The sequence below is a fragment of the Paraburkholderia sp. CI3 genome (genome assembly GCF_050436505.1).
Taxonomy (GTDB): Bacteria; Pseudomonadota; Gammaproteobacteria; order Burkholderiales; family Burkholderiaceae; genus Paraburkholderia; species Paraburkholderia tuberum.
In genome coordinates this window covers 555326-570582 of sequence record NZ_JBNDMI010000002.1, presented here as the reverse complement: position 1 = coordinate 570582, position 15257 = coordinate 555326, and the positions used below count along the sequence as shown (strand labels likewise).

The following is a 15257-nucleotide window of genomic DNA, read 5'->3' as shown; positions in this document are numbered from 1 at the left end:
GAGTCTGCTGCGCGATCGGGTTGCGCGGCCGCTATGTATTCGCAGGCAGCGCGACGCGTTCCAATACCGTCATCGGGCCGAGCCTTTCGATCACATCCAGCTGAGCCGCATCGCGCACGAACAGCGAACCCGCAAAGCCGAGCGCGTTGACCGACACGCCTTCGACTCGCTCTTGCGATCTCGGCACGAGCAACATCCAGCGCCGCGTGACCAGCAGGTTGTAGGGCGTCGCATGACAGCAGGCACGGTCGATTTCGAGCGCGCCGATATCCGCCGCGTCGAGCAGCGTGCGATAGCGGGAAAGCGCCAGCTTCGGCGCATCCGCGCGAGCCAGATCATCGGCGTGAAAGCGTGCGAACGCATGCCGAAACGGCAGATGCGCCAAGCCGTTCTCCGCACCGAGCAAGGGCTCGACAGGCACGGACGGATCGGCTTCCCCGAGCGGCAGCGGCACGATCTGCAGGTGCTTGTGCGGCTGGCTCGCGCCCGCCTGCGTGCCGGCGTTGTAAAAGCCGATGCCGTCGAATTCGGCCATGCACGCGAGCAGCGCTTCGAAATCGGCAAGATCGAGCAGCGCTTCCTGCCGTTCGAATTCGCGCGTGACGATCAGCAGATGATGATCGATCACGTTGAACTTATTCAGCAACGCGAGGTGAGTATCGGAGATGTCGGCGACGAACAGATCCGGCTCATAGGGAAGAAATGGGTTCGCCTGAGGGTGCTTTGCCGTCTGCAGCTTTCGCGTTTGCTCCCGTTGCTGTTCCTTGCGCGTCAGGCTCGACACCTGACGCACGAGAAAGCGGATGCCGCCGCTGTCGATCACGGACTGTTGCGTGTCGATCGGTCGCAGCGCGCCGCAGCTCAGCGCATGTCCGGTCTGTCGCACAACGGCGGGCCACAGCGTGCCCGGAATCAGGCGTCGTTGTCGTTCCATAGCATGTCGGCAGGCGTGGCGGCGTGCGTGAAGCGGGTGAAAGCGCAGCCGCTACAGCTTGTAGCCTATCGTGCGCAAAAGATCCTTGCGCCATTGAACGTCTTCCGCGCTTTCCGTGCCGACCGGCGAAAAACCATCGATCACGCCGACGATGCCTCGCCCCTGATCTGTTTCGGCGATCAACACTTCGACGGGATTCGCCGTTGCGCAGAAGATGCGGCAGACTTCCGGCACGGCCTTGATCGTGTTCAGCACGTTGACGGGGAAAAAGCCGTCGCCCAGAAACACGAAGAAGCTATGGCCGGCGCCGACGTTGGTTGCGTTCTGGCATGCCATCTCGACGAGGCTTTCGTCCGTGCCGGAGCGCCGCACGAGGCGCTTGCCGGAAGCCTCGCAAAACGCGAGACCGAACTTGATGCCGGGCACCGTGCCCACCATGGCCTCGTGAATATCCTCGACAGATTTGATGAAGTGACTTTGCCCGAGAATGAAGTTGGTCGCTTCGGGCTTGACGACCTTGACGGCGGACAATTGCATGGTGGACCTCGCTCCATTGCGGCAACACGCCGATGAAAACACGTCGAACACGGGCCAACGCGACCGTGGATGGTTCGCGCGTCAGCCGGTCTTCGTCGATCCGGCTTCTAGCCTAGTACTAACCGCGCGTGAGCGAAACCTCGACCGACCACGAGCCGCGGGATTCGAATGCGCCCTGACACCGCTTCCGAGTCGCGCCAGTCCAGGATCGAGCAGGCAGAGAAAGCCTGGCTTATGGCGGCACTGATCGACCAAAAGCCGATCCATCCTCATAGCGTTTTGACCCGCTTTAAACCCCATCGCACCGCGGCAAGCTCTCCGGGTCAACAAGGTCAACCGCCGGTTTACGCCCCCGACCGAGTGTGCAAGTATCTTCACCAAGCCGCATCCCGCACACTCTTGCGAGGTTCACGATGGCCTGGAAACTTTGGAAGACCGAGAAGCGGTACGACGAGACGCGAAGCTGGCCGAGCGGCACGCATGAGTCGTTGAAGCAGCTTCTGGATATGTACCTGGGCAGCGACTCGCCACCGTTTGCGAACTGGGCCGCGCCTGGAATTACTTTTGCGCCCGAAGTCGAAACGCTCGCGCGAAACGGAGTCCGGGGGTATCAGCTTGCCCTCTGGTTGTGGCTTTTCGCCGAGAAGCACGGCACGATCGCGGCAAAAATGGTGCGTGAGTCTTTGTGCCTGCTCGCCGGCGCGATGCAACCGTCGTCCGGCGACAAGATCGACTCGCTCCTCGACCTCGAAAACCGCCTCGCGCATTCTGTCGAGGACCTTTCCGCTCAACAGCGCACCTTCCGACTGGAGGGTCTGTCCGTCGAGCTACCCATGGAGTTTTTCCTCGCCACTGCTTTTCTCCGGCTCGCACCGGACTCGCCTTATGCCGGGAATGAAGGCACCGACCTGCAAGGCAACGACTTCAAACTGGCCGACTGTTTTCAGCATGCAACCGAAGAGGGGCTGGCGGTATTCCGGCCCATGATAGACGCGGTCGACTTCGACGCGAAATCGCTGCCCAACTGGAGATGGAGCGCTCATCCCGGCGCCGCCGAGCGACACCTGCAACGCCGCCACAAGAATCCCCTTTTCGCCCTTCATCGCCAGATGGTGACGGCTCACGAGGTCTATGAGGCACGGCTTGCCGACGCTCGGGCCATCGAGGACATCAGGACCGAGCTCAATGAGACTAGCCGGTCGTTCTCCGAGACGACCGAATTGCCCTTGAACTGGCAGCCCTTCCTCGAAGGATACCGGGACCACGTCGACAGGCTTGACGAACGCCGGCTCGTCGTTGGCGGACAGAGCACGTCGCTCGGCAATGCAATTGCAGCGTTGCGCGCCGACATACTTGCGACCTGGCGCGCTTCGATTCACAAGAACCGACACAGTCTCGCGACTCTGGAGCAGGAAGAAGCGAAACGGGCTGAGCGACGGACGCTGCTGTATGGATGCGAGTGGACGGCCCAGCTTTTGAGCCACGGATCGCTGATCCCGCCGGAAGAGGTGGTTCCCGCCCTGCTAAGCGAGCCCCCCTCCGAGCTGGAAAAGGTGGTGACCGGTCTGCGGGGCGAACCGCGACTGCATGAGACGCTTGCGCAGTGTTGCGCAACTGCGCATCGGCTTGTCAACGAGCTTCGCGCGGCTGGCCATCAGCTTCCCGACATCGACGACAAGCTTCGCATTCTGGATGGTGCGCCCGGCCAGTTGCCGGTCTGATCGTCTTCCAGGTGTGCCATGTCGTGTTACCTATTTGGACCCCACGCCCGACCCACAAAGGCCACTTATGAACTCTTCCTCTCGCGACCCGCTCGATGTAGCGACCGAGGCGGTATCTACGCTTTCAGAGTACCTGGAGCTTTCGCTAGACAAAGGAAAGAGCCTGATTTTGGTGCTCTCTCAAGGCGAAAATTGCGAAGTCTACCTTGGTGATCCTGGCGAGCCAGACGCGGACTGGATAAGCTGCGCGGCCATTCCGAACAAGCTGGTCCACGCGCTTCTGGAGACCACGCGGTCAGGATTCAACCAGTTGGTCATTGAAGGACAGACCTACCGCTTCGCTCGGACCTTCGCGCAAGTTGCCGAGCATGGCGCTGTCGTCTTCACACCTGCGTAGACGTTGTAGCCAATCACGTTGATGCATTTGATCATGGATGATCGTGACGATTTCCTTGTGCGCAACATGGCGTTCCGCGAGGTCGATCTGGCAGTCGAATGGGCTGCGGCAGAGGGGTGGAATCCGGGCCTCGACGACGCGAGGTGCTTCTGGAATGCAGACCCCAATGGCTTTTTCGTCGGTACCTGGCGTGGGGAGCCGGTGGCATGTATCTCGGCAGTCGCCTACGATGAGCGCTTCGGTTTCATTGGCCTCTACATCGTCAAGCCGGCGTTTCGCGCCAGGGGTTTCGGTCTGCGCACCTGGCAGCACGCGATGCGCTATCTGGGAGATCGTACGATCGGCCTCGATGGTGTCGTTGCCCAGCAGCAGAACTATCAAAAATCCGGTTTCCAGCTCGCCTATCGCAACATCCGCTTCCAGGGCGTCGTGCAAGCTGCGTCGACGCCAAACCTGACGAACGCGCGGGAGGTACCCTTCGCGCAACTGGTTGCCTACGACAGCGCATGTTTTTCGACCGCCCGTCCCCGCTTCCTGGCGGACTGGATCGCGCAACCACAGGCGCGGGCCCTGGCGGATGTGCGCAACGCTCAGATAAGGGGGTACGGCGTGCTGCGCCGTTGCGGGACCGGCTACAAGATCGGTCCGCTCTTTGCCGACGACGCACGGATTGCCAATGATCTGTTCGACGGACTGGTCGCGAGCGTCGCAGGCGAAGTCATCGCGTTCGACGTCCCGGAGGTCAACGCGGCCGCCGTAGCGCTCGCTGAACGCTACGGCATGGTTAGCGCGTTCGAAACGGCGCGAATGTACACTCGCACCCCGCCGGCCATTCCCGTGCAACGCGTGTTCGGGGTGAGTTCGTTCGAACTAGGTTGACTGCAAAGATCGAGCCGCTGGAAAAAACCCGCGGTGATGCGCTAGACCTCCACTACGATTCGGGCGGTCCGCCCCGAAAGGGAACGATTATCGAGCGACCGCAAGCGACGACTCACGCATCTGTGCGTAGGTCGACTCGGCAAGCTTCACTTCGTCTCGCGAAGGCTTGGTACGAACGCTCAGATAGCCGACGGTCTTGCCGCCTTCAATCACCGGTGTGACGTTCGCGCATACCCAGTAATGGTCACCATTCTTGCGGCGGTTTTTCACGAGCGCTGTCCTCGCGACATGAACGTCACTTTCGCGAGACCCTCTTCTTCCTTTCCGGAACTTCGACGGCGGCGTCGACCGGTGTGAACGGTGCGTGAAAATGATCGACGAGGAAGTCGATGAAGGCGCGCGCCCGCGCGGTCTGATTGCGCTGCCTTGGGTAATAGACGAACAGGTCCGCGGACGGCAGCACGGTATTCGGCAGCACCAGCTTAAGGCGCCCGCTCTGTACATACTTGGCCAGATCCCATTCAGAGCGAATCAGAATCCCATGACCGTCGAGCGCCCACCGAAGGACAATGTCGCCGTCATTGCTCGATAGCGCGCCTTTCACCTTGATCGCCTCGATGTGGTCGTTCACGATGTAGCGCCACACGCCATAAGCGTCATCGTTCTGCCGATGAATGATGCAGCGATGCTGGTGCAGGTCCTCCACCCGCTCGGGCGTTCCAGAACGTTCCAGATATTTCGGGGACGCGCAAAGAAAGCGGCGATTGCTCATGATGCGCCTCGCGCTCAGGCGACTGTCGGGTAGCTCGCCGAACCGTATCGCCATGTCGAAGGCCCCTTCGACGAGATCGACCGGCCGGTCCGTCACCTCGAACTGAACTTCGACATTCGGAAAACGCTTTGCGAAGTCAGAGACGAGCGGTGCGATGGTCGTCCTGCCAAAACCGAGCGTCGCGTTGATGCGCAACGGCCCATGCGGATCGCGTCTGGCGCCGGATATGGCCTCCTCCATCTCGCGGACCTGCCCGACGATCTGGGACGCGTAGCGCAGATAGGTCTCGCCCTCGGGTGTCAGGCTGACGCTGCGCGTGGTCCGGTTGACCAGACGCGCGCCGAGCCGCTGCTCGATGATCCCCAGCCGCTTGGTCGCCGCTGGCGGACTCAGATCGAGCGCCCGGGCGGCGCCGGACATGCTCCTGAGTTTCGCCAGGAGAATGAAGAACTCAAAGTCGGATGCGGGAGCAGTACTCACTTTTGGTGAAATATGTAGTGAACGTAAGTGAATTCTAGCAAGCTCTTTCGCGGCTAAGCTATGTATCACATTGAAGCCGGGGTGGCTCAATAACTGTTCAAATCTCTGGAGACAGTGGCGTGAGAATCGTTGAAATCCGCGAAAAAACCGTTCCGATCAGTTCCCCGATCCGGAACGCCTACATCGACTTCAGCAAAATGACCTCGAGTCTCGTCGCGGTCGTCACGGACGTCATTCGCGACGGCAAGCCGGTGATCGGCTACGGCTTCAACTCGAACGGCCGTTACGGCCAGGGCAAGCTGATGCGCGAGCGCTTCATTCCGCGCCTGCTCGAGGCCGCCCCTGCCTCGCTGGTCGACGACTCCGGCGACAACCTCGATCCCCACAAGATCTGGGCGACGATGTTCATCAACGAGAAGCCCGGTGGCCACGGTGAGCGGTCCGTCGCCATCGGCACGATCGACATGGCCGTCTGGGACGCGGTGGCGAAGATCGCGGGCAAACCGCTGTTTCAGCTCCTCGCGCAACGGTACGGCAATGGCCAGGCCAACCGCAAGATCTTCGTCTACGCGGCGGGCGGCTACTACTATCCGGGCCAGGACCACGAAAAGCTCAAGGATGAGATGCGCAGCTACATCGACCGGGGCTACACAGTCGTGAAGAAGAAAATCGGCGGTGCCTCGCTCGACGAAGACCTGCGACGCATCGACTCGATCCTCAGCGTGCTGCAGGACGGCCAGAAGCTCGCGGTCGATGCCAATGGCCGCTTCGACCTCGATACGGCGATCAGGTATGCGAAGGCCCTGTCGCAGTACGACCTGTTCTGGTACGAAGAGGCGGGCGACCCGCTCGACTTCGAGTTGCAGGCGACGCTGCGCAACTACTATGACAAGCCGATGGCAACTGGCGAAAACCTGTTCTCGATGCAGGATGCTCGCAACCTGATCCGCTACGGCGGCATGCGCCCCGATCGCGACTGGCTGCAATTCGATTGCGCGTTGAGCTACGGCCTCGTTGAATATCTGCGAACGCTCGACATGCTGCATCAGCATGGCTGGTCGCGCAGCCGTTGTATTCCCCACGGCGGGCACCAGATGTCGCTGAACATCGCGGCGGGCCTCGGACTTGGCGGCAACGAATCGTACCCGGACCTGTTCCAGCCATACGGCGGCTTCCCCGACGGCGTTCGCGTCGAGAACGGATATATCACGATGCCGGAGCTGCCCGGCATCGGCTTCGAAGGCAAATCCGACCTCATCGCCGAGATGCGCAAGTTGGCTGAATAACGCGCGCGCAACGGCACCGACCAGTATTCCCGGTTGAATGGCTCATATAAAGACGGAACGAAGCCGGCTCAATGCGGCCTTTCCACGCTGCTGCGTGGGAGGGCCGCATTTTCCCTTTGAAGACGCCGTGCACAGGAGACAGACATGCCAGTATCGAAAGTAAGAAGAGCACTTTCCAAGCTGTACGTTCAGGTCCTCATCGGGATTGTGGCCGGTGTCCTGCTCGGCCACTTCTACCCCGAGCTCGCCTCGCAGATGAAACCGCTGGGCGACCTGTTCATCAAGCTGATCCGGATGCTGCTTGCACCGATCATCTTTGCATCGGTCGTGGTCGGGATTGCGCGCATGAACGACCTTCATCAAGCGGGCCGGGTTGGCGTGAAAGCCCTCCTGTATTTCGAACTGGCGTCGACCATTGCGCTCATAGCGGGAATGGTGGTCGTCAATGTCATCAAACCCGGCAGCGGAATGAACATCGATCCCTCGCAGATCGATGCCGCTGCGATTTCGACCTACACGCACGCGGCGCAGCAACACGGCATGCTCGACTTCTTCATGAGCATTGTTCCGAATAGCATCGTCGGGGCATTCGCCAAAGGCGAGATGCTTCCCATCATTTTCTTTTCAGTCCTGCTCGCCATCTCACTGGCAAAGCTCGGACCTCGTGCCGCGCCATTCGTCGACATGCTCGACATGTTCCTTCAAGGAATGTTCGGCGTCGTGCGAATCGTCATGTACGTTGCTCCGATCGGCGCGTTCGGGGGCATGGCCTTCACCATCGGCAAATACGGCATCGGCACCCTGGCATCGTTCGGCGAGTTGATGCTTTGTCTGTATCTGACTTCGTTCTTCTTCGTGTTCGTCGTGCTCGGCCTCGTCATGAAAATGTGCGGGCTATCGCTGTGGAAGTTTCTCCGCTACATCAGGGACGAGATTCTGATTACGCTCGGCACGGCGTCGACGGAAGCGGTGTTGCCGCAGATGCTGATCAAGCTGGAGGCGCTGGGCTGCGCTCGCCCAGTGGTCGGCATGGTCTTGCCCACCGGCTACACGTTCAATGCCGATGGAACGGCGATTTATCTGACGATGGCGGCCTTGTTCATCGCCCAGGCGATGAACGTCCACCTGAGCATCTGGGACCAGTTGCTCGTGCTCGGCGTACTGCTGCTCACGTCGAAGGGCTCTGCGGGCGTGGCCGGGGCGGGATTCGTCGCACTGGCCGCGACGCTCGCCTCGATGCACAAGATTCCCGTGGAAGGCCTCGTGCTGCTGCTCGGCGTGGACCGCTTTCTCAACGAGGCGCGCGCAGTCACGAACCTGATCGGCAATGGCGTTGCCACCGTCGTCGTCGCTCGCTGGGAGGGGCAACTCGACAGGAAGCTGGCGCGCGCGGTGCTGGATCGCGACAATACGCCTCACTTCCACACACCTGGTCCTGCCGCGCAACCGGCGATCCCGCCGGCACCGACGACCGAAGCCGCCGCGGTTCTCGACGGCTCGCCGAATCATCGCTAGAACTGAACTTTTCCGGGTGGGTGCCGTTAATGCAGAGATATCTCACTCCACCGAATTCAGCATGAAACTGACCATCAAGTTCCGCCTTCTCGCCACACTCACCTTGCTCGGGATCCTGCTGACGGTGAACGGCGTGCTGGGGATCGCCGGCATGCGTGGTTCAAACCATGCCGTTGCGCAGGCGTACACGAACGACGTGGCTGCCGCTACCGCGCTCGGCAGGTCCAACCTGAACCTGACGGTAGTGCGTACCACGCTCGACCGCGTGCTGCTGCACCCGGAAGCAGCGGACAGAGCCGCGCTCATCGATAAGGCGCGCAACTATCTTGCGGTCTCCGACAAGGCCTGGAAAGAGTACCGCGCACTGCCCGTTTCCGAGGCCGAGGCGGCCTTGTCGAAGGCCGTGGCCGACGCCCGTGAAGCGATGCTGCATGGCGGACTCGAGCCGATGATGGACGCGATGAGCCGTGGCGACCATGAAGCCGCCGACCACGATGCGATGGTCGTGATGCCACCGCTGTCGGCGGCTCTCACGCAGAAAACCGCGGCTCTGGACAAGTTTCGCAACGAGCAGGGCAATGTGCGTTACAAGACGGCACAGGACCGGTATGACACCCTCGTGACAATTACCGGAATCGCGATCGCCGTCGGTCTTCTGACCTGCGTCACCTGCGGTTTCACGCTGCTTCGCGCAATTGCGCGCCCGATCGATATGACGGTGCGCCATGTCGAGCGACTCGCTCAGGGTGACATGTCGCAGCAATTGCGCTTCGACAGTGATGACGAAATGGGTCGCCTCGTCAGAAGCGTCGGGCAGATGCAGAAGGACATCGGCACGATGATCGAACAGATCGCGCGCGGCAGCGAGTCGATCGCATCCGCGACCCAGCAGATCTCGGCCGGCAACGCGGACCTGTCGGCGCGCACCGAGACGCAGGCGGCGTCCATCGAGGAAACGGCGGCGAGCATTGAGCAACTCACCAATGCCGTCACGGAGAACGCCGCGCATGCGCGTGAAGCGCGCGAGCTGGCCGACGCGACGAAGACGACGGCCGGTGCGGGTGCGGACGTGGTGCGTCAGGTCATCGCCGCGATGAGCGACATTCACGACGGTGCGAAGAGGATGGGCGAGATCATTGGCGTGATCGAAGGCATCGCCTTTCAAACCAACATCCTTGCGTTGAATGCGGCTGTCGAGGCTGCTCGCGCCGGAGAGGAAGGACGTGGCTTTGCCGTCGTCGCTGGCGAGGTGCGCAATCTCGCCCAGCGCTCAGCGACAGCGGCGAAGGAAATCAAGGAGCTTATCGACGCCTCGACGGCCCGCGTCGCGGACGGTTCGCGCCTGGTCGGTCGGGCCGGTGAGACCATGGGCGAAGTACAGACGGCCGTCAGCCGCGTCACGTCGATCATGAGCGACATCGCGACGGCCTCGGCCGAACAGAGCGATGGCATCGAGGAAGTCAATCGGGCGATTACGCAGATGGACCAGATGTCGCAGCAAAATGCCGCGCTGGTCGAGCAGGCAGCCGCCGCGGCCGCGTCGCTGACCGAGCAGACCGGTCTGTTGACGAAGGCGGCGGGTCGATTTCGCTTTGCGTCCCTGTCCTGATGCCGCGCTACGGGCTCGCCTGCCGCTGCTGGCCTTAGCTGCGCGCGTCGCCGGAGGTCGTGGCGTCGGGCTCACCGGTAGCCACCGCCTCGAGAAAGCCGCGCCCCATCTCAGCCTCGAAGCGCGAAGCGCTGCCCTCCCAGATGATGCGTGCATGTTCGAGCACGTAGACACGGTCCGCCTGCGGCAGCGCAAACCTGACGTTCTGCTCGCCCAGCAGTACGGTAATGGGCGTGGACTTTTGCAGCGAATCCAGCGCTTTCGACAGTTGCTCGAGAATCACGGGCGCGAGCCCCAATGTCGGTTCGTCGAGAATCAGCAGCTTCGGCTGGGTCATCAGCGCGCGCGCGATCGCGAGCATTTGCTGCTCGCCGCCGGAAAGCGTGCGCGCGGTTTGGCCCTGGCGCGATTTGAGGATCGGAAAGAGATCGAACAGCCACGACAGCTGTTTGGCGCGCACCGTATCGGCGAGATGATATCCGCCGAGTTCGAGATTCTCGCGTACCGTCATGTCGCCGAATAGCTCGCGCGTTTCCGGGCATTGCACGAGGCCGGCGCGCGAGATCGCGGCACCGCTGCTGCCGCGCAGATCGCGCCCATCGAAGCGAATCGTCCCCTTGTACGGCACGAGGCCCGAGAGCGCGTTGAAAAGCGTCGTCTTGCCCGCGCCGTTCAGCCCGACAACCGATACGAACTCGCCCTCGCGCACCTGCAGACTGACGTCGTCGAGTGCGCACGCCTTGTCGTAAAGCACACGCACACCGGTCACCTCGAGGATCGTGGGCCTGGCAATGCCCGCGGCTTCGGTGCGCTGGCGCAACTCCAGCTTGCTGCCCAGATAGACCCGGCGCACTGTCTCGTTCCGCATCACTTGTTCGGCGGTGCCCTCGGCGACATGCTCGCCAAGGTACATCGCGAGCACGCGGTCGGCGAGTGCGGACAGACTTTTGACGTTGTGATCGACCAGCAGCACCGCGCGGCCTTCGGCGCGAAAGCCGCGAATCAGCTCGGAAAACGCCTCCGATTCCGCCACCGTCAGTCCCGCGAACGGCTCGTCCACCAGCACCACCTGCGGGTCGCGCGCAATCGCTTTGGCCATCTCCATGCGGCGCAGATCCGCAAATGGCAGTGTCGCGGGATGCCGATGCATGACGGCGGCAAGGCCCACACGCGAGGCAATTTCCTGCGCGCGCTGGTGCACGTGCGGTTCGGCGGCCAGCTTGACGAGCGAATCAGGAAGCAGCGCAAGCTTGATGTGTTCCAGCACCGTCTGCCGATGGAGCGGCCGCGAATGCTGAAACACGATGCCCACGCCCGCGCGCGCGATCCGGTGCGGCGCCCAGCCGGCCATCTCCACGCCGTTCACCCTGACCGACCCCGCGTTGGGCCGCTCGATGCCCATGATCAGCTTCATGACGGTGGACTTGCCCGAGCCGTTTGGTCCGATCAGGCCCAGAATCTCGCCGGGCCGGATGTCGAAGCCGATATCCTTGACGGCGACGAGACCGCCGAAGCGCTTGGTCAGTCCGCGTACGGAGAGCAGCGGCGTGTCGTTCATTGGCGCTCCCTCGCACGCAGCAGATTGCCGAGCAGACCGTCTGGAAAGAACAGCAGCGCCGCGAGCGCGACCGCCGCGACGACGAATGTGTTGAGCTGGCCGAGCGGGCGCAGAAACTCGCCGGCGACGATCAGGAAGATCGAGCCGAGCACCGCGCCGAGTATCGTGCGGCGTCCGCCGAGCACGGCCGCGATGATGATCTGTACTCCCACGCTGAGATCCACCACCGTGCTCACGGAGGCCGTGCCCTGGTAGAACACCAGCATCGCGCCGGCCACGCCGGAGAAAACGGCGCTGATGCAAAAGGCCACGAGCTTGTGTCGCGTGACATTGAAACCCAGCGCCTGCGCGCCGGTCGCGTCCTGGCCGCTTGCCTGCAGGATCAGACCGACTGCCGAACGCGACAGGCCGAACAGCAGGACGGCGCAAACGATCAGGAATGCGAGCGCGATCCAGTAGTTATGGTTCGCATCGACCGACATCACGTCCGGCACCATCATGCCGATCTCGCCGCCAGTTATGCCCGCAAAGATCACGATGGCGTTCTGCAGCAGCAGCACGGCCACGAGCGTAACCAGCCCGAAGTAAGGACCACGCAACCGCAGCGCGGGCACCGCCAGCAGCAGGCCGCCCACCAGCGCGACGCCGCCGCCAGCGAGCACGCAAACGGGTATGGGCAGACCCCATCTGGCGTCGAGGATCGCGGCCGAATAGGCGCCGAGTCCGATCAGGAACGTCGGCCCGAAGTTGACCTCGCCGGCAAAGCCGAACAACAGGTCCCACGACATGGCGAACACGCCGAAGTAATACGCAACCGTGAGCACGCCGAGGATGTAGCCCGAAAGCCACCACGGCAACGTCGCCGCCATCGCGACGAGCGCAACGGCGATCCATGCGCCACGCGAACGGAGAAGAACGGACATGGGGGTACGCTCCATTCGCACTGTTAGCGGCGTCCCAGGAAGCCCTGGGGTCTTACATACACCACGAGCACCAGCAGCAGCAACGCGGGCAGCGGCCGCAGGGTCGGCGCGATCAGATAGGCCGTAATGGTTTCCAGATAACCGACGACATACGCGGCCATCAGCGAACCGGACACGCTGCCGAGCCCGCCCAGCACCACAATGGAGAATGCGCTGGCCGTGAGCTGCCCCGCATTGTTGGTGCTCACGCCGAGGAACGAAGCGAGCAGCACGCCCGCGATACCGGCCAGCACCCCATAGATGCTCCACGCGAGAAGATAGATTCGGGAGAGTTCGAAACCGAGCAGCGTGAGACCACGAGGGTTCATCGAAGCCGCGAGCAGCGCCTTGCCTGCGCGCGTGCGGTTCACGAACAGCCACAACATGGCGATCACGGCCCAGCAGACCACCGCGATCATGATTTCGTTGAACGGCACGCGCACGCTGCCGACCATCGCCACACCGCTGATCAGCGGGCGCATCGTCACCGGGTTGTCGGTGAAGAGCCACGCCATGCCCTGCTGGATCATGATGCCCCACAGCAGCGTGCCGGTGAGCACGAAGATTTCCTTCTCTTCGCCGGGAATCGCGGCCGAGCGTTGAATGGGCCGCACCACCATCAGGTAGGTGACGAAGGCCGTCACGAGACCCGCCAACACGCCGAGCAGCGTGCCGAGATAGGTGCCAAGTCCCGCCTCGCCCGCGAGCATCCAGCCCATCAGCGCCGCGACCAGCATCACGCCGCCGTGCGCGAGATTCAAGATGCCGGAGACGCCGAAGATCAACGTGAAACCGATCGCGCCCAGCGCGTAGAGGGAACTGATTGCAAAGCCGTCGACGAGAATCTGCAGTAGCAACATGCCCGGCCTTTCATGTTGGTTAAGGTGTCGATGCGTGCGCTGTCCGGGCCTTCGCTACGCGCGGGTCCGGACAGTCGCGATCGTCGCGCTGCTAGTTCGCGCTTGCCTGCTGCACCTTCATGAAGGTCGGGAATTTGACCACGCCGTTGGCAATCGACTTGGGCCAGATCGCAACCTGCTTGCCGTTTTGCCATTGCAGGTCGATGCCCGTGATATAGCCGGGCCCGTACTTCAGCGCGTGCGTGAACTGATCGCTCTTGCCGTAGAACTGCCAGCGTCCAATCGTGCCCACGTAGTCGGTTTTCTCGAGTGCGTCGACCATCTGGTCCGGATCGGTCGAGCCCTTGTTGCGCTTGATCGCGTCCGCGAGGATGTAGACGAGGTCGTAGCTCGTGAAGCCGCAATACGCCGGAGAAACGCCGAACTTCTTCTGATACTCATCCGTAAAAGGAACCGTTTTCGGTGTGATCGCCACGCCCGGCGCCGCGGCCGAGGCCGTGATCACGCCTTCCGTCGCGCCGTTCGTGTCCTTCCAGAAACTCGTGGTCGTGGCCTGCGAGCTTTGGCCCGACATCGGGATCGGCACCTGCTGGTCGTGCCATTGCACGGTCGGCTGCACGCCAACGTGGCTGATGCCGGTGGTGATCGTGTCGGGGTGCTTCGCCTCGATCTGGTTGAAGATCGGCGTGAAGTCGGAAGTGTCAGGATTGAAGCGGATGTGATCGAGCACCTGAAGTCCCGCTTTGGGCAGGCATTCGAGGTAGCGTTCGTCGAGCGGCTTGGTCCACGCCGCGTCCTCGCTCATGACGACCGTCGTTTTCATCTTGAACTGGCCGACCAGAACGTCGTGTGAGAAGTCGCAGATGGACTGTGCGATGAACGCCGACGTCATCCAGCCGTGGAACGTGTACTTGTAGTGGTCGTAGTCGTCGTGAACGTGCTTCGAAATGTCGTTGCTAGCCGCGCCGGGAGTGATGAAGGGCATCTTCAGGCGTGCCGACCACGGCTCCATCGCGAGCGCCACTTCGCTGATGTAGCTGCCGATCACAGCGACTACCTTGTCCTGGGTCGCCGCGCGCTGGAAGGCGCGCACGCCGTCCGAAGCCGATGAATGGTCGTCGTACGCGACGATCTGGATGGGCCGGCCATCGACGCCACCGCTGGCGTTGATCTGGTCCGCGGCGAGTTGCGCCGCCTTGCTGATCGAAGCGCCCGCCACCGAGGATTCTTCGCTGATCACGCCGATCTTGATCGGCTCTGCCGCCGCATGGGCGCCTGCCGCCAGACCTAGCCCCGCCGCTGCCATCCCCGTCGCGACGACGCAATGAAGGTTTCGCCACACATTGTTCCTGGACATCATGCATCTCCGATTCGAAAGGATCGTTGAGCAACATTTGCCCGCCACATCGCAGCATTTGAAGAATGCGCACACAACAATATTCACGGGCCTCGCAACGCTCAATCGGTACAAACGATGACCGGGTCCCTACGGATTTCATGGTGCAGAGCGGAAAAAATTTTGCCGCCCGCGCCGCCGGACGCGGTTTGTCCATCGTGAGAGCGATGGCTATGGACCGCGAGATTAGCGGCCTTCATCCTCTCGCTCATTCGTGATCCGAAGCATTGTGGCCGCATCGCTTTGCGGGGTTGGTGCGGCGGTTCAATGGACCAACCCGCGCCATGATCAGCTGAGGGCGGTCGCGGCGCGGAAACGGACCAGGCGGCAAGTGTGCCTGCGCGCGGGTCC

13 protein-coding genes and 1 pseudogene are annotated in these 15257 nt (G+C 62.2%); 6 read left to right on the top strand and 8 right to left on the bottom strand.

Going from position 1 to position 15257, the window contains the following annotated elements; all coding sequences use genetic code 11:
• Positions 1 to 31 precede the first annotated feature (31 nt).
• Entirely contained in the window at positions 32 to 934 is a 903-nt protein-coding gene (locus tag OKW29_RS05490; RefSeq protein ID WP_429290263.1) for an ATP adenylyltransferase family protein, read from the bottom strand.
• A 51-nt stretch (positions 935 to 985) separates the two neighbouring features.
• Positions 986 to 1471 carry an adenosine-specific kinase gene (locus OKW29_RS05485; RefSeq protein WP_429290262.1) on the bottom strand — a complete coding sequence of 162 codons (486 nt, stop codon included), beginning with the start codon at positions 1469 to 1471 and terminating at the stop codon, positions 986 to 988.
• A gap of 413 nt (positions 1472 to 1884) precedes the next feature.
• On the opposite strand from OKW29_RS05485, the gene OKW29_RS05480 reads away from it, so the two are divergent.
• The 3 genes from OKW29_RS05480 (at position 1885) to OKW29_RS05470 (ending at position 4468) form a co-directional block, all read left to right on the top strand.
• A complete protein-coding gene (locus OKW29_RS05480) occupies positions 1885 to 3192 on the top strand; it encodes a tryptophan leader peptide (RefSeq protein WP_429290261.1) in 1308 nt (435 codons plus the stop codon).
• A 67-nt stretch (positions 3193 to 3259) separates the two neighbouring features.
• Complete coding sequence (locus tag OKW29_RS05475; RefSeq protein ID WP_429290260.1) at positions 3260 to 3589, top strand: hypothetical protein; 330 nt, start codon at positions 3260 to 3262, stop codon at positions 3587 to 3589.
• A gap of 33 nt (positions 3590 to 3622) precedes the next feature.
• On the top strand, positions 3623 to 4468 hold the full coding sequence (locus OKW29_RS05470) for a GNAT family N-acetyltransferase (protein WP_429290259.1): 846 nt from the start codon (positions 3623 to 3625) through the stop codon (positions 4466 to 4468).
• A 114-nt stretch (positions 4469 to 4582) separates the two neighbouring features.
• Here the strand turns inward: OKW29_RS05470 and OKW29_RS05465 are convergent.
• Together OKW29_RS05465 and OKW29_RS05460 are read right to left on the bottom strand one after the other, a co-directional pair.
• Positions 4583 to 4747: pseudogene (locus OKW29_RS05465) on the bottom strand (chemotaxis protein); the annotation flags it as partial.
• A 16-nt stretch (positions 4748 to 4763) separates the two neighbouring features.
• Positions 4764 to 5660 carry a LysR substrate-binding domain-containing protein gene (locus OKW29_RS05460; protein ID WP_429290739.1) on the bottom strand — a complete coding sequence of 299 codons (897 nt, stop codon included), beginning with the start codon at positions 5658 to 5660 and terminating at the stop codon, positions 4764 to 4766.
• A 179-nt stretch (positions 5661 to 5839) separates the two neighbouring features.
• Between OKW29_RS05460 and OKW29_RS05455 the strand changes: the two genes are divergently transcribed.
• The 3 genes from OKW29_RS05455 (at position 5840) to OKW29_RS05445 (ending at position 10130) form a co-directional block, all read left to right on the top strand.
• Complete coding sequence (locus OKW29_RS05455) at positions 5840 to 7006, top strand: mandelate racemase/muconate lactonizing enzyme family protein (protein ID WP_184069617.1); 1167 nt, start codon at positions 5840 to 5842, stop codon at positions 7004 to 7006.
• A gap of 144 nt (positions 7007 to 7150) precedes the next feature.
• Positions 7151 to 8521, top strand: a complete 1371-nt coding sequence (dctA, locus tag OKW29_RS05450; RefSeq protein WP_429290258.1) for a C4-dicarboxylate transporter DctA — start codon at positions 7151 to 7153, stop codon at positions 8519 to 8521.
• A 61-nt stretch (positions 8522 to 8582) separates the two neighbouring features.
• Positions 8583 to 10130, top strand: a complete 1548-nt coding sequence (locus OKW29_RS05445) for a methyl-accepting chemotaxis protein (protein WP_429290738.1) — start codon at positions 8583 to 8585, stop codon at positions 10128 to 10130.
• A gap of 34 nt (positions 10131 to 10164) precedes the next feature.
• On the opposite strand, the gene OKW29_RS05440 is transcribed toward OKW29_RS05445, so the two are convergent.
• The 4 genes from OKW29_RS05440 to OKW29_RS05425 all read right to left on the bottom strand — a co-directional run bounded on the left by OKW29_RS05440 (position 10165) and on the right by OKW29_RS05425 (position 14867).
• Entirely contained in the window at positions 10165 to 11688 is a 1524-nt protein-coding gene (locus OKW29_RS05440) for an ATP-binding cassette domain-containing protein (protein ID WP_429290257.1), read from the bottom strand.
• Positions 11685 to 12611 (bottom strand): branched-chain amino acid ABC transporter permease, encoded by a 927-nt coding sequence (locus OKW29_RS05435; protein WP_187613388.1) that lies wholly within the window; start codon positions 12609 to 12611, stop codon positions 11685 to 11687. The genes OKW29_RS05440 and OKW29_RS05435 overlap by 4 nt, the downstream gene beginning before the upstream one ends.
• Positions 12612 to 12634: 23 nt before the next feature.
• Entirely contained in the window at positions 12635 to 13510 is an 876-nt protein-coding gene (locus tag OKW29_RS05430; RefSeq protein WP_429290256.1) for a branched-chain amino acid ABC transporter permease, read from the bottom strand.
• 91 nt (positions 13511 to 13601) lie between these two features.
• Positions 13602 to 14867, bottom strand: coding sequence for an ABC transporter substrate-binding protein (locus OKW29_RS05425; protein WP_187615613.1), 1266 nt, complete (start codon positions 14865 to 14867; stop codon positions 13602 to 13604).
• Positions 14868 to 15257: the final 390 nt, after the last annotated feature.

Bases quoted from the DNA above. Each gene is read 5' to 3' on its own strand.
- OKW29_RS05470 (WP_429290259.1), top strand. From the start codon at position 3,623: ATGGATGATCGTGACGATTTCCTTGTGCGCAACATGGCGTTCCGCGAG.
- OKW29_RS05445 (WP_429290738.1), top strand. From the start codon at position 8,583: ATGAAACTGACCATCAAGTTCCGCCTTCTCGCCACACTCACCTTGCTC.
- OKW29_RS05430 (WP_429290256.1), bottom strand. From the start codon at position 13,510: ATGTTGCTACTGCAGATTCTCGTCGACGGCTTTGCAATCAGTTCCCTC.
- OKW29_RS05480 (WP_429290261.1), top strand. From the start codon at position 1,885: ATGGCCTGGAAACTTTGGAAGACCGAGAAGCGGTACGACGAGACGCGA.
- OKW29_RS05475 (WP_429290260.1), top strand. From the start codon at position 3,260: ATGAACTCTTCCTCTCGCGACCCGCTCGATGTAGCGACCGAGGCGGTA.
- OKW29_RS05490 (WP_429290263.1), bottom strand. From the start codon at position 934: ATGGAACGACAACGACGCCTGATTCCGGGCACGCTGTGGCCCGCCGTT.
- OKW29_RS05425 (WP_187615613.1), bottom strand. From the start codon at position 14,867: ATGTCCAGGAACAATGTGTGGCGAAACCTTCATTGCGTCGTCGCGACG.
- OKW29_RS05440 (WP_429290257.1), bottom strand. From the start codon at position 11,688: ATGAACGACACGCCGCTGCTCTCCGTACGCGGACTGACCAAGCGCTTC.
- dctA (WP_429290258.1), top strand. From the start codon at position 7,151: ATGCCAGTATCGAAAGTAAGAAGAGCACTTTCCAAGCTGTACGTTCAG.
- OKW29_RS05485 (WP_429290262.1), bottom strand. From the start codon at position 1,471: ATGCAATTGTCCGCCGTCAAGGTCGTCAAGCCCGAAGCGACCAACTTC.
- OKW29_RS05435 (WP_187613388.1), bottom strand. From the start codon at position 12,611: ATGTCCGTTCTTCTCCGTTCGCGTGGCGCATGGATCGCCGTTGCGCTC.
- OKW29_RS05460 (WP_429290739.1), bottom strand. From the start codon at position 5,660: ATGTCCGGCGCCGCCCGGGCGCTCGATCTGAGTCCGCCAGCGGCGACC.